The sequence below is a fragment of the Saccharothrix sp. ALI-22-I genome (genome assembly GCF_001984175.1).
Lineage (GTDB): Bacteria > Actinomycetota > Actinomycetes > Mycobacteriales > Pseudonocardiaceae > Actinosynnema.
In genome coordinates, this window is record NZ_MTQP01000067.1 from 80,786 (window position 1) to 101,441 (window position 20,656).

17 protein-coding genes are annotated in these 20,656 nt (G+C 69.9%); 3 read left to right on the top strand and 14 right to left on the bottom strand.

Going from position 1 to position 20,656, the window contains the following annotated elements; genetic code table 11:
* The 8 genes from ALI22I_RS32675 to serA all read right to left on the bottom strand — a co-directional run bounded on the left by ALI22I_RS32675 (position 1) and on the right by serA (position 12,259).
* Positions 1-771, bottom strand: coding sequence for a fumarylacetoacetate hydrolase family protein (locus tag ALI22I_RS32675; RefSeq protein ID WP_077010086.1), 771 nt, complete (start codon positions 769-771; stop codon positions 1-3).
* Positions 772-822: 51 nt separating this feature from the next.
* A complete protein-coding gene (gene cimA, locus ALI22I_RS32680) occupies positions 823-2,418 on the bottom strand; it encodes a citramalate synthase (protein ID WP_238598703.1) in 1,596 nt (531 codons plus the stop codon).
* A 236-nt stretch (positions 2,419-2,654) separates the two neighbouring features.
* Entirely contained in the window at positions 2,655-3,626 is a 972-nt protein-coding gene (locus ALI22I_RS32685) for an ABC transporter substrate-binding protein (protein ID WP_077009437.1), read from the bottom strand.
* Positions 3,623-4,372, bottom strand: coding sequence for a heme ABC transporter ATP-binding protein (locus ALI22I_RS32690; protein ID WP_143532555.1), 750 nt, complete (start codon positions 4,370-4,372; stop codon positions 3,623-3,625). The genes ALI22I_RS32685 and ALI22I_RS32690 overlap by 4 nt, the downstream gene beginning before the upstream one ends.
* Complete coding sequence (locus tag ALI22I_RS32695; protein WP_443216989.1) at positions 4,372-5,466, bottom strand: FecCD family ABC transporter permease; 1,095 nt, start codon at positions 5,464-5,466, stop codon at positions 4,372-4,374. The genes ALI22I_RS32690 and ALI22I_RS32695 overlap by 1 nt, the downstream gene beginning before the upstream one ends.
* 332 nt (positions 5,467-5,798) lie before the next feature.
* A complete protein-coding gene (locus ALI22I_RS32700; protein ID WP_077009438.1) occupies positions 5,799-6,836 on the bottom strand; it encodes a 3-isopropylmalate dehydrogenase in 1,038 nt (345 codons plus the stop codon).
* Positions 6,837-7,064: 228 nt separating this feature from the next.
* On the bottom strand, positions 7,065-10,394 hold the full coding sequence (locus ALI22I_RS32705; protein WP_083752201.1) for a S8 family peptidase: 3,330 nt from the start codon (positions 10,392-10,394) through the stop codon (positions 7,065-7,067).
* 275 nt (positions 10,395-10,669) lie between these two features.
* Positions 10,670-12,259, bottom strand: a complete 1,590-nt coding sequence (gene serA, locus ALI22I_RS32710) for a phosphoglycerate dehydrogenase (protein WP_083752257.1) — start codon at positions 12,257-12,259, stop codon at positions 10,670-10,672.
* 353 nt (positions 12,260-12,612) lie between these two features.
* Here serA and ALI22I_RS32715 point away from each other — a divergent pair, with 353 nt between their 5' ends.
* Positions 12,613-13,428 (top strand): hypothetical protein, encoded by an 816-nt coding sequence (locus ALI22I_RS32715; protein WP_077009439.1) that lies wholly within the window; start codon positions 12,613-12,615, stop codon positions 13,426-13,428.
* Between the two features lie 243 nt (positions 13,429-13,671).
* Here ALI22I_RS32715 and ALI22I_RS32720 read toward each other — a convergent pair whose 3' ends face one another.
* From ALI22I_RS32720 to ALI22I_RS32745, 6 genes are all read right to left on the bottom strand, one after another.
* Positions 13,672-14,541 carry a glycosyltransferase family 2 protein gene (locus ALI22I_RS32720; protein WP_077009440.1) on the bottom strand — a complete coding sequence of 290 codons (870 nt, stop codon included), beginning with the start codon at positions 14,539-14,541 and terminating at the stop codon, positions 13,672-13,674.
* 170 nt (positions 14,542-14,711) lie between these two features.
* On the bottom strand, positions 14,712-15,380 hold the full coding sequence (locus ALI22I_RS32725) for a hypothetical protein (RefSeq protein WP_143532556.1): 669 nt from the start codon (positions 15,378-15,380) through the stop codon (positions 14,712-14,714).
* A gap of 296 nt (positions 15,381-15,676) precedes the next feature.
* Positions 15,677-15,946 (bottom strand): DUF397 domain-containing protein, encoded by a 270-nt coding sequence (locus ALI22I_RS32730; RefSeq protein WP_077009442.1) that lies wholly within the window; start codon positions 15,944-15,946, stop codon positions 15,677-15,679.
* A 70-nt stretch (positions 15,947-16,016) separates the two neighbouring features.
* Positions 16,017-17,030, bottom strand: coding sequence for a ketol-acid reductoisomerase (gene ilvC / locus ALI22I_RS32735; protein ID WP_077009443.1), 1,014 nt, complete (start codon positions 17,028-17,030; stop codon positions 16,017-16,019).
* A gap of 31 nt (positions 17,031-17,061) precedes the next feature.
* Positions 17,062-17,568 (bottom strand): acetolactate synthase small subunit, encoded by a 507-nt coding sequence (gene ilvN, locus ALI22I_RS32740; RefSeq protein WP_077009444.1) that lies wholly within the window; start codon positions 17,566-17,568, stop codon positions 17,062-17,064.
* Positions 17,569-17,572: 4 nt separating this feature from the next.
* On the bottom strand, positions 17,573-19,408 hold the full coding sequence (locus tag ALI22I_RS32745; RefSeq protein WP_077009445.1) for an acetolactate synthase large subunit: 1,836 nt from the start codon (positions 19,406-19,408) through the stop codon (positions 17,573-17,575).
* A 268-nt stretch (positions 19,409-19,676) separates the two neighbouring features.
* Between ALI22I_RS32745 and ALI22I_RS32750 the strand changes: the two genes are divergently transcribed.
* Both ALI22I_RS32750 and ALI22I_RS32755 read left to right on the top strand, forming a co-directional pair.
* Positions 19,677-20,108, top strand: coding sequence for a PH domain-containing protein (locus ALI22I_RS32750; protein ID WP_077009446.1), 432 nt, complete (start codon positions 19,677-19,679; stop codon positions 20,106-20,108).
* Between the two features lie 108 nt (positions 20,109-20,216).
* Complete coding sequence (locus ALI22I_RS32755; protein ID WP_238598704.1) at positions 20,217-20,624, top strand: vitamin K epoxide reductase family protein; 408 nt, start codon at positions 20,217-20,219, stop codon at positions 20,622-20,624.
* Positions 20,625-20,656: the final 32 nt, after the last annotated feature.

Genomic DNA, 20,656 nt, shown 5'->3' on the forward strand with positions numbered 1-20,656 from the left:
TCAGCGGTTGGTGACGGTGTTCGTCAGCGTGCCCAGGCCTTCGACGGTCACCGAGACGGTCTGCCCGGCGGTCAGCGGAGCGACGCCGGCGGGCGTGCCGGTGAGGATCACGTCCAGCGGTCGCAGGGTCATCACCGCCGAGATGTACTCGATCAGCTCGGGGATGTCGTGCAGCAGCAGCGAGGTCCGCGAGTCCTGCTTGACCACGCCGTCCACCACGGTGCGGATGGCCACGTCGGACGCGTCGAACTCGGTCTCCACCCACGGTCCCAGCGGGCAGAACGTGTCGAAGCCCTTGGCCCGCGTCCACTGCCCGTCGGCCTTCTGCAGGTCGCGCGCGGTGACGTCGTTGGCGATCGTGTAGCCGAGGATGGACTGGCGGGCGCGTGAGGCGGGGATGTCCCGGCCGCCGACGCCGATCACCACCGCCAGCTCACCCTCGAAGTCCACCCGCTCGGACACGGCGGGCAGCTTGATCTCGGCGTTCGGGCCGATCACCGTGGTGTTGGGCTTGAGGAACATCAGCGGGTTGTCGGGCACCTCGTTGCCCAGTTCCGCGGCGTGCTCGGCGTAGTTGCGGCCGATGGCCACGATCTTGGGCGGCAGGAACGGGGCGAGCAGGCGGACGTCGGCCAACGGCCAACGCCGACCGGTGAAGGTCGGGTTGGCGAAGGGCTCGTCGGCGATCTCGACCGCGGTCAGGTCGTCGCCTTCGCCTTCGATCGCGGCGAAGGCGAGGCCGTCGGGTTGGGCGATACGGGCAATGCGCACGGAGATCACCCTAACCCGGCAGCTCGAAACGCCACTGGACGTCCCCGGGGTTCACCCTCGTGACGGGGTGAGCCGGCTCGCCTTGTGCACCAGCGCGTCGCACAGGGCCAGCCAACTGGCCTCGACGATGTTCCCGTGCACGCCCACGGTGGTCCACTCGCGCTCGCCGTCGCTGGACTCCACCAGCACGCGGGTGACGGCGTCGGTGCCGTGCTGGTCGAACAGGATGCGGACCTTGTAGTCGGTCAGCTCCACCGCGTCCAGCCAGGACAGGTGGGGCAGCAACGCCTTGCGCAACGCGGCGTCCAGCGCGTGCACCGGGCCGTTGCCCTCGGCGGTGGCGATGACGCGTTCACCGGCCACGTGCACCTTCACCGTGGCCTCGGACACGATCACGCCGTCCTGGTGGTGGTCGAGCACTACCCGGTACGACTCCAACACGAACGGTGGCACGTCCAGTTCGGACAGCTCGTCCTTGATGAGCAGTTCCAGGGAGGCGTCGGCGGCCTCGAACGACCAGCCGCCCGCTTCCAGGTCCTTCACCTTGCGCACCACGTTGGTGAGCGCTTCGGGCCGGCGGGTCAGGTCGATCCCGAACTCACGTCCCTTGAGTTCGAGACTGGCCCGACCCGCCATCTCCGTGACCAGCACCCGCATGTCGTTGCCGACGGTGTCCGGGTCGATGTGGTTGTACAGCTCCGGATCCACTTTGATCGCGCTCGCGTGCAGCCCCGCCTTGTGGGCGAAAGCCGACGACCCGACGTAGGCCTGGTGGGCTTCGGGTGCGATGTTCGCGATTTCGGCCAACGCATGGGAGACCCGGGTGAGCTCGGCCAGCGATTCGTGCGGTAGCACCTGCAGGCCGAGTTTGGTCACGAGGTTCCCGACTACCGCGAACAGATCGGCGTTGCCCGCTCGCTCACCGTAGCCGTTCGCCGTGCACTGGACGTGCGTCGCCCCGGCCTGCACCGCGGCGATGGTGTTGGCCACCGCGCAGGACGTGTCGTCCTGGCAGTGGATGCCGACCCGGAAGCCCGTGCGGGCGACCACGTCGGCGACGGTCTCGGCCAGGCCCAGGGGCAGCTGGCCGCCGTTGGTGTCGCACAGCACGACGACGTCCGCGCCACCCTCCACTGCGGACTCCAACACGCGCAGTGACGTGTCGGGGTCGAAGGCGAAGCCGTCGAAGAAGTGCTCGGCGTCGAGGAAGACGCGGCGGCCCTCGTCCACCAGGAACCGGACGGTGTCGCGGACCATCGCGCAGTTCTCCGCGACGTCGGTGCGCAGGGCGAGTTCGATATGCCTGCGGTCCGATTTGGCGACCAGCGTCACGACCGGCGTCTGCGCGTCCAGCAGTGCCCTGACCTGCGCGTCTTCCTGCACTTTGACGCCTGCCTTGCGGGTGGCGCCGAAGGCGACGAGCTGCGCGTGCTTGAGCGTGAGCTCCCCCGCGGCGGCCCGGGCGAAGAACTCGGTGTCCTTCGGCATGGCGCCCGGCCAGCCGCCCTCGATGAAGCCCACACCCAGCGAGTCGAGCAGTCGGGCCACGGCCAGCTTGTCGTTGACCGAGTAGGAGATGCCCTCGCGCTGGGCACCGTCCCGCAAGGTCGTGTCGAAGACGTGGAATGAATCGCCGAGGGGGGTCACGAGGGGGCTCCTAGAGATCTTGGAAAACAAAAAGACCCCCCGCAGGATGCGAGAGGTCAGCGCGCCGGGTGCTAGGGAGCACTAGCCGGCGCGCTCAGAAATAATGATCACGGTGTGGAGAGCCACGCCGCTGATGGTGCCACAACCCGCCCGCCGATACCAAGCCACGGACGGGTTGTCCCATATCTTGAGTTCAGCTACCGACAGTTCAGCTATCGCGGTTCAGCTACCGCGGTTCAGCTTTCGGCGAGGAACTTGGCGAACGCCTCGATCGCGGCCGGGTTGCGCGGGCTCTCCACCAGGGCCGCGTAGGGCAGCACGAAGAAGCGCTTGTCCTTGATCGCGGGCACGTCCGCGAGTGGTTGGTAGGACTCCAGGAACGCCCGCTTCTCGTCCGGTGTGGTCGCTTGTCCGTCCGCGTAGTCGTTGATCAGGACCACTTCCGGGTCGCGGGCGACGACGGCCTCCCAGCCGACCGTGGTCCAGCTGTCGTCGAGGTCGCCGAAGATGTTGTCGCCGCCCGCCTTGCCGATGATGTCGTGCGGCGCGGCGTTGCGGCCCGAGGTGAACGGCTGGTCGAGTCCGCTGTCGTAGAGGAAGACCTTCGGGCGCTTGTGCCGGACGAGCTTCTCGGCCGCCGAGACTTGGTTCTGGTAGCCCGCGATCAGCTCCTCGGCCTTGGCCTCCACGCCGAAGATGCTGCCCAGGTTGCGCAGGTCGGTGTAGAGGGCGTCCAGCGGCGGCATGATGCCGCGCTGCTTGCCCACACCGTTCCGGCACGCCTCGGTGAGCTGGTAGGTGGCGATACCGAGGTCCTTGAGCGCGTCGGGGGTGAAGCCGGTGCTCTCTGAGAAGCCGTAGTTCCAGCCGGCGAAGACGAGGTCGGCTTTCGCGCCCTGGACGAGTTCCTTGGTGATCTGCTCGCCGAGGTTCGGCACGCGTTCGAAGTCCGCTTTCCACGGTGACGAGTCGACGTCGTCGGCCTGCCCGCCGCCGATCACGTAACCGGCCATGCGGTCGGCCAGGCCCAGCGCGAACATGAGTTCGGTGATGCCGGTGTCGTTGGTGACCACTCGGGACGGTGTGGCGTACTCGACCTGCCGGCCGCAGTTGGTGACGGTGACGGTGTCCGTCGCCGCGGTCGGCTCGATCCGGGCGCCGCAGCCCGCCGTGAGCAGGACCATGGTCAACGCGACGAGCCTCTTCACTGAACCTCCTGGTGTTCGAACAGCAGCTGGGGAACGCCGCTGGTGGGGTGGCGCACGACGTGGGCGCGGACGTGGAACACCTCGTGCAGCACTTCGGGGGTGAGCACTTCCTCGGGCGTGCCGCTGCGCACCACCCGGCCGTGGTCGAGCACGTGCAGGCGGTCGCAGTAGGCGGCGGCGAGGTTGAGGTCGTGCAGGACGGCGAGGACGGTGACGTCGAGGGCGCGGACCACGGTCAGCACCGCGAGTTGGTGGCTGATGTCGAGGTGGTTGGTGGGTTCGTCCAGGACGAGGACTTCGGGCTGCTGGGCCAGGGCTCGGGCGATGAGGACGCGTTGGCGTTCGCCGCCGGACAGGCTGAGGAAGCTGCGGTCGGCGAGGTGTTCGGCGTCCACTCGGGACAGTGCTCCGGCCACGATTTCGGCGTCCGTTCGCGGGGTGGTGCGGTGCGGGAGCCGTCCCATCGCGACTACTTCGGCAACGGTGAAGTCGAATTCGACGTGGCTGTCCTGGGTGAGCGCGGCGAGGTCCCTGGCGGTGTCGCGGATCTTGGTGCCGGCGATGTCCCGGCCGTCGAGGCGGACCACTCCCCCGGACGGTTCGAGGGCGCGGTAGACGCAGCGGAGCGTGGTGGATTTGCCGCTGCCGTTGGGGCCGACGATGCCGTGCACCTCGCCTGCGGGCGCGTGCAGGTCGATGCCGTGGAGGATGTTGTCGACGGTGACGTGGTCGAGTCGGACGTCCATCAGCGACCGCCGAACACGTAGCCGCGGCGGCGCATCAGCAGGATGAAGCACGGCACGCCCAGTGCGGCGGTGATGACGCCGAGGGGCAGCTCTTCGGGGGCGGCGAGCAGGCGTGCGGCGACGTCCACCCAGATGAGGAAACAGGCGCCGGCCAACGGTGCCACGGCGAGCACCTTGCGGTGGTCCGCGCCCACGGTGAGGCGGACCAGGTGCGGCAGCATCAGGCCGACGAAGCCGACCGCGCCGCTGACCGCGACCAGGACGCCGGTCATGGCGGCGGTGACGAGGAAGAGCACCTTGCGGGTGCGGGAGACGTCGATGCCGAGGGTGATGGCGGTTTCGTCGCCCATGGAGAGGGCGTTGAGGTGCTTGGCGCGGCTCTGGAGGTAGACGGTGCCGGCGAGCACTACGGCCGCGGCGATCGGCAGTGACGCCCACGTGACGCCGCCGAGGCTGCCGAGCAGCCAGAACATGGCGGCGCGTGCGGCTTCACCGCGTGGTGATTGGAAGACCAGCAGCATGGCGATGGCGGAGAAGCCGTAGGCCATGGCGGTGCCGGTGAGCACGAGGCGCAGCGGGGTGAGGTTGCGGCCGGCGACGAGGTAGACGATGGCCATCGCGGCGAGGGCGGCCAGGAACGCGGCCGTGGACAGGGCGTAGATGCCGAGGGAGGCGAACAGGCCCGTGGTCGCGACGGCGGTGGCGCCGACGCTCGCGCCCGAGGAGATGCCCAGGACGTACGGGTCGGCGAGGGCGTTGCGGACCATGGCCTGGATCGCGACGCCGACTGTCGAGAGACCCGCGCCGACGACGGCGGCGAGCAGGACGCGCGGCAGGCGGATGTCCCACACGATCCGGTAGGGGCCCGCTTCGGAGGCGTCGATCGGGCCGTTGGTGAGGGCGGCGCGGAGGAAGCGGAGGACGTCGCCGAACGGGATGCTCACCGGCCCCAACGCGACACCGCAGACGACCGAACCGGCCAGGACGGCGGTGAGGACCAGGCACAGGACCGTGGTGGACGGCCGGCGTGGCGTGGGTGGTTCGCGGCCGGCCGGGGTGCGATCGATCCGGGTCGGACTGCTGGTCGAGGTCACCGGTCGCCTTTCGGGCAGGTGGCCTCGACCGGTCGGCCGGCACCCGCTCGCGGCAGGCCGGCGCACCGTCCCGCAGACCACGGCAGGAGTGGAGCTACTTCCCACCGCCCACGGGTGATCGGGCTCGCCGAGCGGGGTGCTCGGCCTACCGTTGCGGGTCAGCGCCGGGTTTCGACCGGACTTCCCCCACGGGCGGTAGCGCGGACCCTACGGGCCGGAAAGCGATCAGGGCCACCACGACGAGGTCGTGGTGGCCCTGATCACTGTTCTGAGCGTTGAACTCGGGTGTCCTGGACGTAGGACACGCGCGGCCTGAGGGTTCGACTCTCGGGTCAGCCGGTTCGGACGTTCGACGAGACGAGGGCGGCCAGGCGGTCGCCCACCGCGTAGGTGGCGCCGGGCGACGAGTGGTCACGAGTCGCCAGATCGAAGGCCACCGACGCCTCGATCCGCCGGGCCGACTCGGACTCGCCGAGGTGGTCCAGCATCAGGGCGACGGAGAGGACCGCCGCCGTCGGGTCGGCGATGCCCTGGCCCGCGATGTCCGGCGCGCTGCCGTGCACCGGCTCGAACATGCTCGGGTTGCGCCGGGTCACGTCGAGGTTGCCGGACGCCGCGAGACCGATGCCACCGGTCACCGCCGCGGCCAGGTCGGTCAGGATGTCGCCGAACAGGTTGTCCGTCACGATCACGTCGTACCGACCGGGGTCGGTGACGAGGTGGATCGTCGCGGCGTCCACGTGCTGGTAGGCCACCGTCACGTCCGGGTGCTGCAACGACACCTCCTCCACCACGCGCGACCACAACGACCCGGCGTGCGTGAGCACGTTGGTCTTGTGCACGAGCGTGAGGTGCTTGCGCGGCCGGTTGGCGGCACGGGCGAACGCGTCGCGCACCACCCGCTCCACACCGAAGGACGTGTTGATCGACACCTCGGTGGCGATCTCGTGCGGCGTGTCCTTGCGGAGCAGGCCTCCGTTGCCCGCGTACAGGCCCTCCGTGCCCTCCCGCACCACCACCATGTCGATCTCGGGCGGATCGGCGATCGGGCTGCGCACGCCGGGGTACAGCCGGGCCGGGCGCAGGTTCACGTGGTGGTCCAGTTCGAACCGGAGCCTGAGCAACAGACCGCGTTCCAGAATCCCGCTGGGCACCGACGGGTCGCCCACGGCGCCGAGCAGGATCGCGTCGTGCTGGCGGAGTTCCCCGAGCACGGACTCCGGCAACAACTCACCTGTGGCGTGCCAACGCGCCGCGCCGAGGTCATAGCGGGTGATCTCAGCCGCTGGAACGACCTCACCGAGCACTTTCAGAGCCTCGGCGACGACCTCGGGCCCGATCCCGTCTCCTGGGATCACTGCGAGCCGCATCCACACACCTCCCAGGTATCAGTCCCATAGCGCGGGACTAGTTCTCATTGCGAAAGGCTACCGGTCCGAGGCCGTGAAACCGCACTCGGAACACCCCTCCGTGGCCATATCTCCCGGACTGCGGGACACCCGAACGGTCCAAGGCCCCCGTTTGGTCGTCACCCGAAGTGCTTAAACGGCTCTGGCCGGTCGGGGGAACCCCCGACCGGCCAGAGCGACGCACGACGGTCAGTCCGCTGAACGGCTGCTCGTCCGCGCCCGAACCTGCACCACGTCCGCCTTGTCACCCGAGGCGTTGTGGTGGTTGAGCACCAGCAGGCTGTCCGCGCCGTCGAGGGCCAGCGACGCGGCGTCGCGGTTGACCACCAGCGCGGTGCCCGGACGGGACTGGTAGGACAGCGCGGCGTCGCCGCCACCCTGCACCCACAGACCCGGCTTGAGCGGGTCGAACGACAGCGCGTTCGGGATCGAGTCGATCAGGCCGTTGTCCGCGCCCGGCGCGACGTAGTAACCGGACACGCCGACCTTGTAGCTGATCCGCGAGGTGTCCGCCGACGCGTCGATGCCCAGCGCCGACAGCAGCACCGGCAGGACCACCACGTTCGTGTCGAACACGTTGGTGTCCACGTCGCCGAACTGGCCGTTGACGCCCTGGAGGCCGACCGTGGCGCCCGTCTTCAGGTCCACCGTGGCCGCGACCAGCAGGTCGGTGTCGGCCAGCTTGGTCGCGTAGACCTCGTAGTCGAACGCGCCGTCACCGTTGGTGTCGATGTCGATGAACGGGATGGTGTTGTTGCCCAGGTTGTACCAGTTGCCCCAGGTCGTCACACCGAACGCCAGCAACGCGTTCTCCGGCGTGCCCTGCGCCTTGGCCAGCGGCGCGGTGGACGCGACGCCGACGTGGCGGAGGTCACCGCCCTTGGCCGTGTTGTTCAGCACGCAGTTGGTGGTGACGTTGCGGCGGCACTCCGGCAGCCGCGGCGAGGACGCCTGCAGCTCCAGGACGCTCACCAGCGACTGGTAGGCGCCCTGGTTGACGGCCCGGCCGGTCAGGTTCAGCACGCCCTGGCCCGAACCGGAGACCCGGACGCTGCTCGGCGCGTGCATGTCGGCCACCGGCTTGGGCGCCGAGTACACCGGCACCCTCAGCGCGACGGCCGAACCGCTCTTCGGCGTCAGCACGACCCGGCCCGACGCGTCGGCCAGGAACTGGCGCGGCACGTCGAGGTGGTTGGCCTCGATCGTCGGGTCGACCGTCTTGCGCAGCGCGGCCGGGTTGTCGATCTTCAGCGTGACGGTGATCCGGGCGATGCCGCGCGGGCTGAGCCGCACGGTCTTCGCGGACAGCTCGTAGCGCACGCCCGGGATCTCGGTCAGCGCCTCGTAGCCGACCGTGTAGTCGACCCACTTGGTGGACTTGTTGACCACCTTGATGGTCTTGGTCTTCGACACCGGCTGCTCGACCTCGACCACGCCGAACGACGCGGACACGGCGCCCGGGTCGTCCTGCACGTAGGCGAGGACCTGGTTCTCCACGGCGGCCTTGCCGTCGACGCGGCCGGCGCCGACGCGGTTGGGCGCGTAGATCTTGCCGCCGGCCTTGACGTCGGAGCCCGCGCTGTTCATGACCGCGGCCTTGACCTCTTCCGGCGTCCAGTCCGGGTGGACCTGGCGCACCAGCGCCGCGATGCCGGAGATGTGCGGGGCGGCCATCGACGTGCCCGAGTTCACCTGGGTCTTGTTGCCCGAGCCGACCAGCGCCGAGGCGATGGTGTCACCGGGTGCGGCCACGTCCGGCTTGACGACCGGGCCGCGCACGCCGCGAGAGGTGAACGAACTCGGGCTGTCGGTGATCGCCGGGTCGTAGGTCGGCACCGAGGTGCTCAGGGCGCCCGCCTGGCGGATCACCAGCGTGCCCGCGGCCAGCGCCGGGCGCAGCGCCGCGGTGGCCGAGCCGGTGAGCTGGAGCACCGGGATCGCCGCGTTGCCCGCGATGCCGGCGTTGAAGTGCTCCAGGTTCGAGGTGAACAGCGCGCCGACCGCGCCGGCGGCGGTCGCGTTGTTGCTGCGGCCGGCCGAGCCGCAACGACGCGTGGCGTCGTTGTCGTCCCATTCCAGCCACACCATCTTGCCCGCGACAGCCGCCTTGTCGGCGGCCGAGAACGGCAGACAGCCGTCCTTGTTGGCCGCGTCGGTCATCGCGACGACGGGCGCGGTGACGTCCTTGCCCTCGTAGTTGAAGTTCTGGCTGTACTGGCCGGTCTTCGGGCCCGCCAGGTCGGCCGGCGCGGTCACCTCGACCGCGTCGCGCAGCACGTAGGAGTCACGGGTGCTGGCCACGGTCAGCGCCTCGGGAGTGCTGCCCGGCGAGCCGCCGATGTCGTACAGGTCGCCGCCGTTGCCCGCGGAGAACACGGTGAGCACGCCGGAGGCGTTGAGCTTGCGCACGAACAGGCTGTCCGGGTCGTCCGGGGCGCCGTAGTCCGAGCCCAGCGACAGGTTGACCACGTCGAGGTGGTCGGAGAAGTCGCCGTCGCCGTCGGGGTCGAGCGCCCAGTCGAGGGCCTGCGCGGTGACGTTGGTCGAACCGTCGCAGCCGAACACCTTCAGCGCGTACAGCAGGGCCTTCGGCGCGGTGCCGGGGCCCATGCGCATCGCGTTGAGCGCTTCCGGGGTGAGTTTGGTGTAGTCGCCCTCGAACGTGGTGCCGTCGGCGTTGACGCCGAAGCCCGCCGCGGTGCCGCCGACGTGCGAGCCGTGGCCGTTGCAGTCGAGCGGGTTCGGGTCCGGCTTCGGCGTGTTCACCGCCGGGTCCTTGCTCGCGCCGTCGTAGGCGTTGCCGACGAAGTCGTAGCCGCCGACGACCTTGGCGGTCGGGAAGTACGCGGCGTCGACCTTGGTCGGGTCGATCGCCTTGAACGCCTCGATGGTGCCGGGGCCCGCGAAGTCGGCGTGGGTGTAGTCGATGCCCGTGTCGATGATGCCGATGCGGGTGTTGTCACCGAGCTTGCCGTACTCCTGCCACGCCTTGAGCGTGTTCGTCAGCTGCACGGCGCTGGAGTTCTGGCGGGACTTCGGCACCACGGTGCGCACCGACTTCACGTCCGCGCGCTGCGCGAGTTCGCGCACCTTGGCGGCGTCGGCCTGGACGACCACGCCCGGCACGCCGTTGGCGGTCCGGTACAGCTCGGTGGTGGCGGAGTCCTTGCCCTTGAGCGCGGTGACCACCTGGTCGACGACCCGGCCGGTGTCGTTCTTGGTCGCCTTGGCGGCGTCCTTGGCCTGCTGCTTGCTCGCGCCCTGGCTGGTCTGCTCGGCGAACGTGTCGACGGCCGGCTTGGCCTCTAGCTCCACGAACGCGGTGACCCTGCCCTTGGCGGCGGTCAGCCGGTCGGACACCTTCAACTGCAACTTGCCCGCATCCAGCCCGCGCGCGGCGACGACGGACGGTGCCAGTGGATCTTCCGCGGCCAGCGCGGTACCGGCGGTGGACCCGGCGACGAGTATCGCGGTCAATACCGGTACGGCTGATCTGGCGATCACGCGAGATCGGCTCACAACTTGCCCCAAACGAGGTCGGATTCGACCTGGCAGGCAGAGTCGTCCATTGAGGGAACTGCCCGCGTGGTGCCGTGCCCTCTACGGCACCGGGTCAACCTCGTGGGGAGGAACCTAATCGCTCTACGGAGCTGGTCAATTACACCGAACGAGTGACGGTACCCACAGTTTTGCTCACTAACAGTTAAACGTGACACCGCCGAGACCTGCGGCGATATACACCGACAGGTCTCGGCGGCATTAGCCCCTTTCGGGGACTACGTCCGGGCGGTAGATCAGTCGAAGTTGACCGAGCGCACCGTGCGCGCGCCGACGGCCGCGCCGATCGGGTTGAGCACCGCGGTGTCCACCGGGCGGTCGACGCGCAGCAGCATGAACGCGTCCGCGCCGTCCCTGGTCTGGCTGATCTGGGCGGCCTCGACGTTCACGCCGGCCTCGCCGAGCAGGGTGCCGACGGTGCCCATCACGCCCGGCCGGTCCGGGTACTCCAGCAGCAGCACGTTGCCCTCGGCGCGCAGGTCGAAGCTGCGGCCGTTGATGCCGACCAGCTTCTCGACCTGGTCCAGACCCGTGAGCGTGCCGGACACGGTGATGACCGCGCCGTCCGCCTGCACCGCGCGCACCGTGACCAGGCTGCGGTGGTTGGCGCTCTCCGGCTCCTTCGCCAGGTCCACGCTCACGCCGAGCGAGTTCGCCAGCGCCGGCGCGTTGACGAAGGTGACCTGTTCCTCGACCACGCTGGAGAACACGCCGCGCAGCGCGGCCAGCGGCAGCACCGCGACGTCCTCGCTGGACAGCTCGCCGCGCACCTCGACGGTGACCGCGGTCGGGGCCTTGGCGCTCAGCGCCGCGACCACCGTGCCCAGCTTCTGCACCAGCGGCAGGTACGGGCGGACCTCCTCGCCGACCACACCGCCGCCCTGCACGTTCACCGCGTCCGGCACGAAGTCGCCGGCCAGCGCCAGCAGCACCGACTTGGCCACGTCGGTACCCGCCCGGTCCTGCGCCTCGGTGGTGGACGCGCCCAGGTGCGGGGTCACGACGACGTTCGGCAGGCCGAACAGCGGGCTCTCGGTGGTGGGCTCGGTGGAGAACACGTCGATGCCCGCGCCGCCGACCTGGCCCTCCTTCACGGCATCGGCCAGCGCCTGCTCGTCGATGAGACCACCGCGGGCGGCGTTGACGATGATCACGCCGCGCTTGGCCTTGGCCAGCTGCTCGGCGCCGATCAGGCCCTTGGTCTCCGGGGTCTTGGGCAGGTGGATCGAGATCGCGTCGGCGCGCTCCAGCAGCTCCTCCAGGGAGACCAGCTCGATGCCCAGCTGGGCGGCGCGGGCGGCGCTGACGTACGGGTCGTAGGCGATCAGCGTGGTGCCGAAGGCGGCGATGCGGGCGGCGAACAGCTGGCCGATCTTGCCCAGGCCCACCACGCCGACGGTCTTGCCGTTGATCTCGACGCCGTTGAACTTGCTGCGCTTCCACTCGTGGTTCTGGAGGGTGGCGTGCGCGGCCGGGATCTGGCGGGCGGTGGCCAGCAGCAGGGCGACCGCGTGCTCGGCGGCGCTGACGATGTTCGAGGTGGGCGCGTTGACCACCATCACGCCGCGCTCGGTGGCGGCGGGCACCTCGACGTTGTCCAGCCCCACGCCCGCACGGGCGACGACCTTCAGCTTGCTGGTGGCCTTGAAGACCTCGGCGTCCACCTTGGTGGCGGAGCGGACCAGCAGGGCGTCGGCGTCGGCGACGGCTTCGAGCAGCGCGGGACGGTCGGTGCCGTCGACGTGGCGCACCTCGATGCCATCACCGAAGACGTCGAGAACGGACGGTGCGAGCTTCTCGGCGATGAGGACAACGGGCTTGGTCACGGACGTCGCTCCCGGAGGTGTGATCAGGTGGGGAGCGCGGGGGCCGTCGAGCAGGTCGTCACCCGCGCCGGCCGGCCACGGCAATGTGTCCGGATTGTTAACGAGCATAGTCAGCGCCCGCTCGGCGGTTGACACCCGGGTGCCGCGTATCACCTGCTGGAACACGGTACGCGCGTCATGCAAGACACCTCCCGATCACGCGGGGAGAAGGCCCGGTCTCGGGGAAGCCACTTTCGGCACACACCCGGCCACGGCGTATCACGGGCGGCGTCACCGGCATCGAGCCTCACATGAGGCGACAACCCGTTCCGGCCCACGGCCGAGGAGCGGCGCCGGGTGACGATGGGGGTGGCATGACCGACCAGGAGCCGATCAACTGGCGACCGACCTCTAGGGAGTGGACCGAGGGCACCACGATGGCGGTGCAGTTGGTGTCGACGCTCGTGCTGGGCCCATGGGGTCCGCCGGTGGCGTTCCTGGCGCAGTACCTCTTCACCCGCCGCGCGCTGCTGTTCGACTCCTACGGCGGCCCGGCGCAGGCGGTGAACGCCTCCGGACAGGCGGTCTCCCTGCCCGCGTTGCGCGCGGCGCCGGCCACCCGGCAGGGCGTCCTGTCGCTCAACGCGAGCCTCACCGACTCGGCCCGGCGCCAAGGGCTGCGCATGGGCGACCCCGTCGGCCTGGTGGTGACCAACCACACCCCGACCGCGTCCGCCGGCGGGATTCCCGGTGGCCGGCTCGTGGTGCCCGCGCGGATCGGCGAGCGGGTCGACGTGACGGTCCCGCAGGGCACCTACTCGCTGGGCGCGTTCGCCGGACAGCGCGCCGTGCTGTTCTCGCGGCCGGACCCGTTCACCGCCACCACCGGGCACACCGCCGTGCTCGGCGGGCGACGGCTGGAACTCGGCCTACCGCTGGCGGCCCGGCCGGCCACACCGCCATTCACCAGGCTGATCACACCGGTGACGGCCACCCCGCCGGTCATGCTCGGGCCGGCGGTCCGCGCCACGCGCTGCCACCTGTGCTCGGCGACGTACAGCGGGTACGAGGCCCAACAGGCCCACCACCGCAACGCGCACTCCCGGACGTGCTGGGCCTGCGGGTACACCGAACTCCACTGCGACTGCCTGGTCGGCTCCCTGCGGCGCTACTGGAACGGCGGAACCTGAGCCCGACACGCCCGCCGCACCGACCCGAGCGTTCAACTCGGGTGTCCTGGACGTAGGACACGGCTGACGCGAACGTTGGACACGCACGCGTGTCCAACGCTCAGAACGCGCGTGTCCAACGCTCAGAACGCGCGTGTCCAACGTTCAGGTGCCCCGAATTCAACGCTCAGGTGCTTTGGGTTGCGGGACGCGGTCTTCGACCGTGGTCCGCCGGTGGTTCGAACGGCCGGCGTGGCCCGACCGTCAGACTCCCACCCTCCGGGCGATGTTCGCGAGCCGCTCGTCGCGGACGAGCGGCTTCGCCAGGCCGAACACGTCGAGGCTGCCCGCCTCGTCGTAGCTGTTCGCCGCCCACTCGGCGTCGAGGTCGCCGTCGACGACGAGGTCGCGCCAGCGGCGCACGTGCCAGCCCTGGTCGGGGCGGAACGCCGGGCTCTGGGCGACGCGCACGCCCTGTTCGGCCTTGCGCTCCAGGTCGGCCCGGCTGCGCAGGGGCGCGTGCAGGCAGGCGATGTCCTCGACGCGCTCCTGCGGGCCTTCGAGCCCGGACACGCCGTGGTTGCCCGGGTGGACCTCGATCGTGGAAACCGCGCGCGAGATGCACTTGGGCGGGTACTGCATCTCGATGAAGCCGATCTGCCGTGACGTGACCAGCTCCACGGTCCGGTCGACGGGCCCGACAGCGCGCTCGACGCGGTGGTTCATGCGGAGCAGGCCCTGGCTCGCGTTGCGCCGACGCCCGCGTTCCTGGACGAAGTTCACGACCGGGCACTGCAAGACGTCCGCACGGGACGCGGCCAGCCGCGTGCGCAGGTCACCGTCGACGTGCCAGAACTCGTCGGCGTCGATCACCACGATCCAGTCCGCGCCGCGGTCCACGGCCTCGCGCGCCAGCGCCGTGGTCACCTCCGACTGCCGGAACTCGCCGTCGTCGCGGGTCCAGTGGACCCGGCCGGTGCTCCGGCTCATGCCGCGCAGGATCCGTCCCGTCCCGTCGGACGAGCCGTTGTCCACCACCAGCACCTCGTCGACACCGATGGACAGGTGATGACCGAGGGTCGTCGCTAGGACGTCGTCCTCGTCGCGCACCATCGCGACGCCGACCACCTTCACGGTTCCGCACCCCCGCCCACCGACCTGCCGATCAGGTCCGCGGCAGCATAGCGAGCGGGTGTGCGGGGAAGTCCCATGCCGCGAGGAGGGTGCGAACACCTCGACCGTCAACCAACCGATGACATTCTGGTGGTGGGCTTTCATCGCGCCCACCACCAGAATGCTTCGGATTAGCGGGTGGGCTTGGCGCCGATGCCGTCGACCACCGCCGTGGTGATGGAGGAGTAGCCGGTGACGGTGCCCTTCGGGATGCCGGCGAACATCGAGTCGGACACCGTGCGTTCCCCGATCACCTCGCCGGTGCCCGGGTTGAGGATGATCTCCTGACGCTCGCCGTCCTCGGAGATGCCCAGCGCCACGCCCTTGTTGCCGTCGAGATCGGCGGCGCCGTCGGTGACGTCCAGTCCGGGGAGGTAGGTCAACGCCCGCAGCAGGTTCGCGCGGGCAGCGGCGGGCACCAGACCGGTGCGCAACGCGTCGGCGGCGTAGACCAGGGATTGCTTACCGCCGCCGCTGTCCTGGCGCAGCCGCTCGTACAACTGCTCGGGGTCGGTGGGCAGGCCGGCGAGGAACTCCGGCTTGGGGAACTGCCAGTTCCCGTGCTCGGGAGCGCCCTGGACGAACTCGCCGCCCTTGGCGCGCTGCTCCGGCCACGGCGTCTCCTCGATCACGGCCCCGGCCGCCTGGGCTTCGGCCTCGGTGCCCTTGACCCATTTGCGGTTGCCGGTCTCCCCGCGCCGCCGCAGCCACTCCCCGTTCGGATCGGCGGGAATCCACGTCTCGATCAGGTGCTCGTTGAGGAACGAAAAACTCTCGTTCTCCGCGCCCGTCGTCATCATCCACCAGGCATGGGTGGCGCGGCGTGCTACAGAACCGCCGCGACCCTGTCCGCCGTGTGCAACATCAAGCCGGGTGCCACGGCCGTCACCGCGAACGGCGCGATCAACATCCCTGCGGTCAGCTCGTCCGCATCACCGTGGTCAGCCCGGCCGTCCCGGTGAACTGCTGACGGCCCCGGGTGCCGAGTCGGGCTGAGAACGGACAAATCCCAGTTCGACGGCATTAATTCCAACCAGGCGCCGAGATCATCGGGAATGCGCCACCGAAATCAGGACCCCACAGGCGGGCACCTGCATCACCAGGGTTCGTCGAACTCGCCGTCCTTGACCCCGAGGATGAACGCCTCCCACTCGGCGGGCGTGAAGACCAGGACCGGGCCCTCGGGGTGGGCGGAGTTGCGCATCGCCGTGTACGTCACGCCGTCGGTGTGCTCGACGAACGCGATCTCGACGTGCTCCTCCTCGTCCTCCGCGCCTTCGTCGCTGCGGATCCACTCGGCGGCGGTGAGGTCGAGGTTGCCTCGGACGTGGGCCTTGTCGTCGTAGATGGGCGCGCTGTCGGTCATGGCCCCTAGGTATACCGGAGCCCGCGGTGTCGGAGAACACCGCGGGCTCCGGTTGGCCGAACAGCTGGTCTCAGGCCGTTTCGGTGATGGGGCGGTCCACCCACGACATGAGGCCGCGCAGCTTCTTGCCGACCTCCTCGATCGGGTGCTGCTCGCCCTCCTGCTGCAACTTCTTGTAGTTGCCGCGGCCGGCGTCGTCCTCGTTCACCCACTCGGTGGCGAACGTGCCGTCCTGGATCTCGCCCAGGATCTTGCGCATCTCCTCCTTCACCGACGGGGTGATGACGCGCGGGCCCCGGGTGAGGTCGCCGTACTCGGCGGTGTCGGAGATCGAGTAGCGCATGCGGGCGATGCCGCCCTCGTACATCAGGTCCACGATCAGCTTCAGCTCGTGGAGGCACTCGAAGTAGGCGACCTCGGGCGCGTAACCCGCCTCGGTCAGCACCTCGAAACCGGCCTGCACCAGCGCGGACGCGCCACCGCAGAGGACCGCCTGCTCACCGAACAGGTCGGTCTCGGTCTCCTCCTTGAACGTGGTCTTGATGACGCCCGCACGCGTGCCGCCGATGCCCTTGGCGTAGGACAGCGCCAACGCCTGGGCGTTGCCCGAGGCGTCCTGCTCGACCGCGATCAGCGCGGGCACGCCCTTGCCGTCCACGAACTGGCGGCGGACCAGGTGGCCCGGGCCCTTCGGCGCGACCATGGCGACATCCACATTGGACGGCACGGTGATCAGGCCGTAGCGGATGTTGAAGCCGTGGCCGAAGAAGACCGCGTCGCCGTCCTTGAGGTTGGGCGCGATGTCGTTGGCGTAGATGTGCCGCTGGGCGGTGTCCGGCGCCAGGATCATGATCAGGTCGGCCTCGGCCGAGACCTCGGCGGGCGTGCCGACGGGCAGGCCCTCCTCCTCGGCCTTGGCGCGGGACTTGGAGCCCTCGGGCAGGCCGATCCGGACGTCGACGCCGGAGTCGCGCAGGCTCAGCGCGTGCGCGTGGCCCTGGCTGCCGTAACCGATGACCGCGACCTTGCGCCCCTGGATGATGCTCAGGTCGGCATCGTCGTCGTAGAAGATCTCGACGCTCACTGGTGGTACTTCCTTCCTCGGAACTGGAAAATCAGCGCACCGCGGTCGCGGTGATGGAGCGGGCGCCACGGCCGATGGCGACCATGCCGGACTGGACGATCTCCCGGAGCCCGTAGGGCTCCAGCATCCGCAGCAGCGCGTCGAGCTTCTCGGACGTGCCGGTGGCCTCGACCGTGACCGCCTCCGGGGAGACGTCGACGACCTTCGCGCGGAACAATTGCACCGTCTCCAGGACCTGGCTGCGCACCGTCGCGTCGGCGCGCACCTTGACCAGCAGGAGCTGCCGCTGAACCGACGCGGCGGGCTCCAGCTCGACGATCTTGATGACGTTGATGAGCTTGTTGAGCTGCTTGGTCACCTGCTCCAGCGGCAGCTCTTCGACCGAGACGACGATGGTCATCCGGGAGATGTCGGGGTGCTCGGTGCGGCCGACGGCGAGCGACTCGATGTTGAAGCCGCGCCGGGAGAACAGGCCCGCCACCCGGGCGAGGACACCGGGCTTGTCCTCGACCAGAACGCTCAGGGTGTGCCTAGTCATCTCGTCACTCGTCCTCGTCGAACAGCGGGCGGATGCCACGCGCGGCCATGATCTCGCTGTTGCCGGTGCCCGCGGCGACCATCGGCCACACCTGGGCGTCCTTGCCGACCACGAAGTCGATGACCACCGGCCGGTCGTTGATCTCCATGGCCTTCTGGATCACCGCGTCGACCTCTTCGCGCGACTCGGCCCGCAGACCGGCGCAGCCGTACGCCTCGGCGAGCAGCTTGAAGTCGGGGATTCGGTGCTTGTGCGTGCCCAGGTCGGTGCTGGAGTAGCGCTCACCGTAGAACAGGGTCTGCCACTGGCGGACCATGCCCAGGTTGCCGTTGTTGATCACGGCGACCTTGATCGGGATGCCCTCGATGGCGCAGGTGGCCAGCTCCTGGTTGGTCATCTGGAAGCAGCCGTCGCCGTCGATCGCCCACACCTGGACGTCCGGCACGCCGGCCTTGGCGCCCATCGCGGCGGGCACCGCGTAGCCCATCGTGCCGAGGCCGCCGGAGTTGATCCACGTGCGCGGCGTCTCGTACTTCACGAACTGCGCGGCCCACATCTGGTGCTGGCCGACACCCGCGGTGAACAGGGTCCCCGGCGGGGTCAGCACGCCGATCCGCTCGATCGCGTACTGCGGCGACAGCGTGCCGTCCTCGGGCCAGTCGTAGCCCAGCGGGAACGTCTCGCGCAGCGCGTTGAGCTGGTTCCACCAGGGCGTCAGGTCGACGGCGGCGACGTTCTCCCGCTCCGCCCGGACCGCGTCGATCAGCTCGCTGATGATCTCCTTGCAGTCGCCCACGATCGGGACGTCCGCGCGGCGGTTCTTCGAGATCTCCGCCGGGTCGATGTCGGCGTGCACGATCTGCGCGTCCGGCGCGAACGAGCCCAGCTGCCCGGTGACCCGGTCGTCGAACCGCGCGCCGAGGGCGACCAACAGGTCCGACTTCTGCATCGCGGCGACCGCGCCGACCGTGCCGTGCATACCGGGCATGCCCATGTGCTGCGGGTGCGAGTCGGGGAACGCGCCGCGCGCCATCAGCGTGGTGACCACCGGGATGCCGGTGGACTCGGCCAGCTCCAGCAGCTCGGCCGACGCCTCCGCCTTGATCACGCCGCCGCCGACGTACAGGACCGGACGGCGGGCCGAGGCGATCAGCTTCGCGGCCTCGCGCACCTGCTTGCCGTGCGGCCGGGTCGTCGGCCGGTAACCGGGCAGGCGCATCTCCGGCGGCCAGGAGAACGAGGTCATCTCCTGGAGCACGTCCTTGGGGATGTCCACCAGGACGGGACCGGGTCGGCCGGTGGAGGCCAGGTGGAACGCCTCGGCGATGGCGCGCGGGATGTCCGCGGCGTCGATGACCAGGAAGTTGTGCTTGGTGATCGGCATGGTGATGCCGCAGATGTCGGCTTCCTGGAACGCGTCGGTGCCGATCAGCGGCCGGGACTGCTGGCCGGTGATGGCGACGACCGGGACGGAGTCCATGTTGGCGTCCGCGAGCGGCGTGACGAGGTTCGTCGCGCCGGGACCCGAGGTCGCCATGCAGACGCCGACCTTGCCGGTGGCCTGGGCGTACCCGGTGGCGGCGTGGCCCGCGCCCTGCTCGTGGCGGACCAGGATGTGGCGCACCTTGGTGGAGTCGAGCAGCGGGTCGTAGGCAGGCAGGATCGTGCCGCCGGGGATGCCGAAGACCACTTCGCAGCCCACCGCTTCGAGTGAACGGACGAGGGACTGCGCACCGGTCATGCGGACGGGGGCGCCGCTCGGCGGGGCCGGTTTCGGCCGCGGTCCAGGGCGGGACGACGGCGGCTCACCGGGAGCCGGTCGCGAGGTTGCGCTGGTCATCTGTCTGCCTCGTGGGTAAGGAGAATGCACGGTCCGGGCACGAAAAAACCCTCGCCAACCCGAACGGGTCGCACGAGGGTCGCGCGTCGACGCAAGCTCGAATGCCTAGGCGTCGACGCGCCTGGGAAGTACGAGAACGAGGTTGCGCTGCATGGCGCTGACGTTAACCGCCCTGGGTGTGAAGCGTCAACTCTGCGGGACAGCACTCCCGGATGGTGGAAGTGCCGGGTGCGTGGACGTGGGCCGGAGTCACCCGCTCGGAGGAGCGGTGGCAGCATCTCGTGACGTGCCGAAAGTCGTGTTCCGCATCCCCACCCCCGCCCTGCTCGCCGCCGGTCTCGCCGCGATCGGCGCGACGCCGTTCGCGTTCGCCGCGCCCGGTCTCCAGGCCGTCTACCTGCTGCCGGCGGCGTTCGTGGTGTGGGTGTTGCGCAACCGGACCACGGTGGACCACGAGCGGCTGGTGGCCCGTTCGACGTTCGGCCGACGTGAGGTGGCGTGGGCGGACGTGAAGGCGATCAAAGTCACGCCGAGGGGGTGGCTGAGCGCGGTGCTGACCGACGATTCGCTGGTCCGGCTGCCCGCCGTCCGGGCCGGTCACCTGCCCGCGCTGGCCGCGGTGAGCGGTGGCCGCATCCCCGACCCGAAGGCCGCCGCGGCTGACGAGCAGGCGGAGACCGAGGTCACGCCGGATGAGTAGGCCACCCACGCCGCGAGGTCGCGACTTCCAGGCGACCGAGCCGCCGTCTGCGGAGCAGCGGCCCATTAAACTCCGGGAGTGAGTTCGAACACGCGGACAATCAGCTGGGTGCCGGTCGTCAGCCTGGCGCTGTCGCTGGCGGGCCTGGCCGTCTCGACCTACCTCACCATCGCGCACTTCACCGCCGGCGCGCTGCTGTGCGCCGAGGGCGAGGTGATCGACTGCGGCACGGTCACCACCAGTGAGCAGTCGGAACTGCTCGGCATCCCGGTCGCGGTCCTGGGGCTGGCGTTCTTCGCGTTCCTGACCGTGGTGTGCCTGCCGTTCGCCTGGCGCGTCGAGGCGCTGCACTGGGCGCGGCTGGCATCGGTCGGCGTCGGCGTGCTGTTCGTGGTCTACCTCGTGGCCGCCGAGTTCCTGCTCATCGGCAAGATCTGCCTGTGGTGCACCGCCGTGCACGTGATCACACTCGCGCTGGCGGGCGTGCTGGTCACCGGGGCGTTGCGGCGGGAGTAGCCTCTGAGGCACCGCTCCGAGCCTCCCGCGCC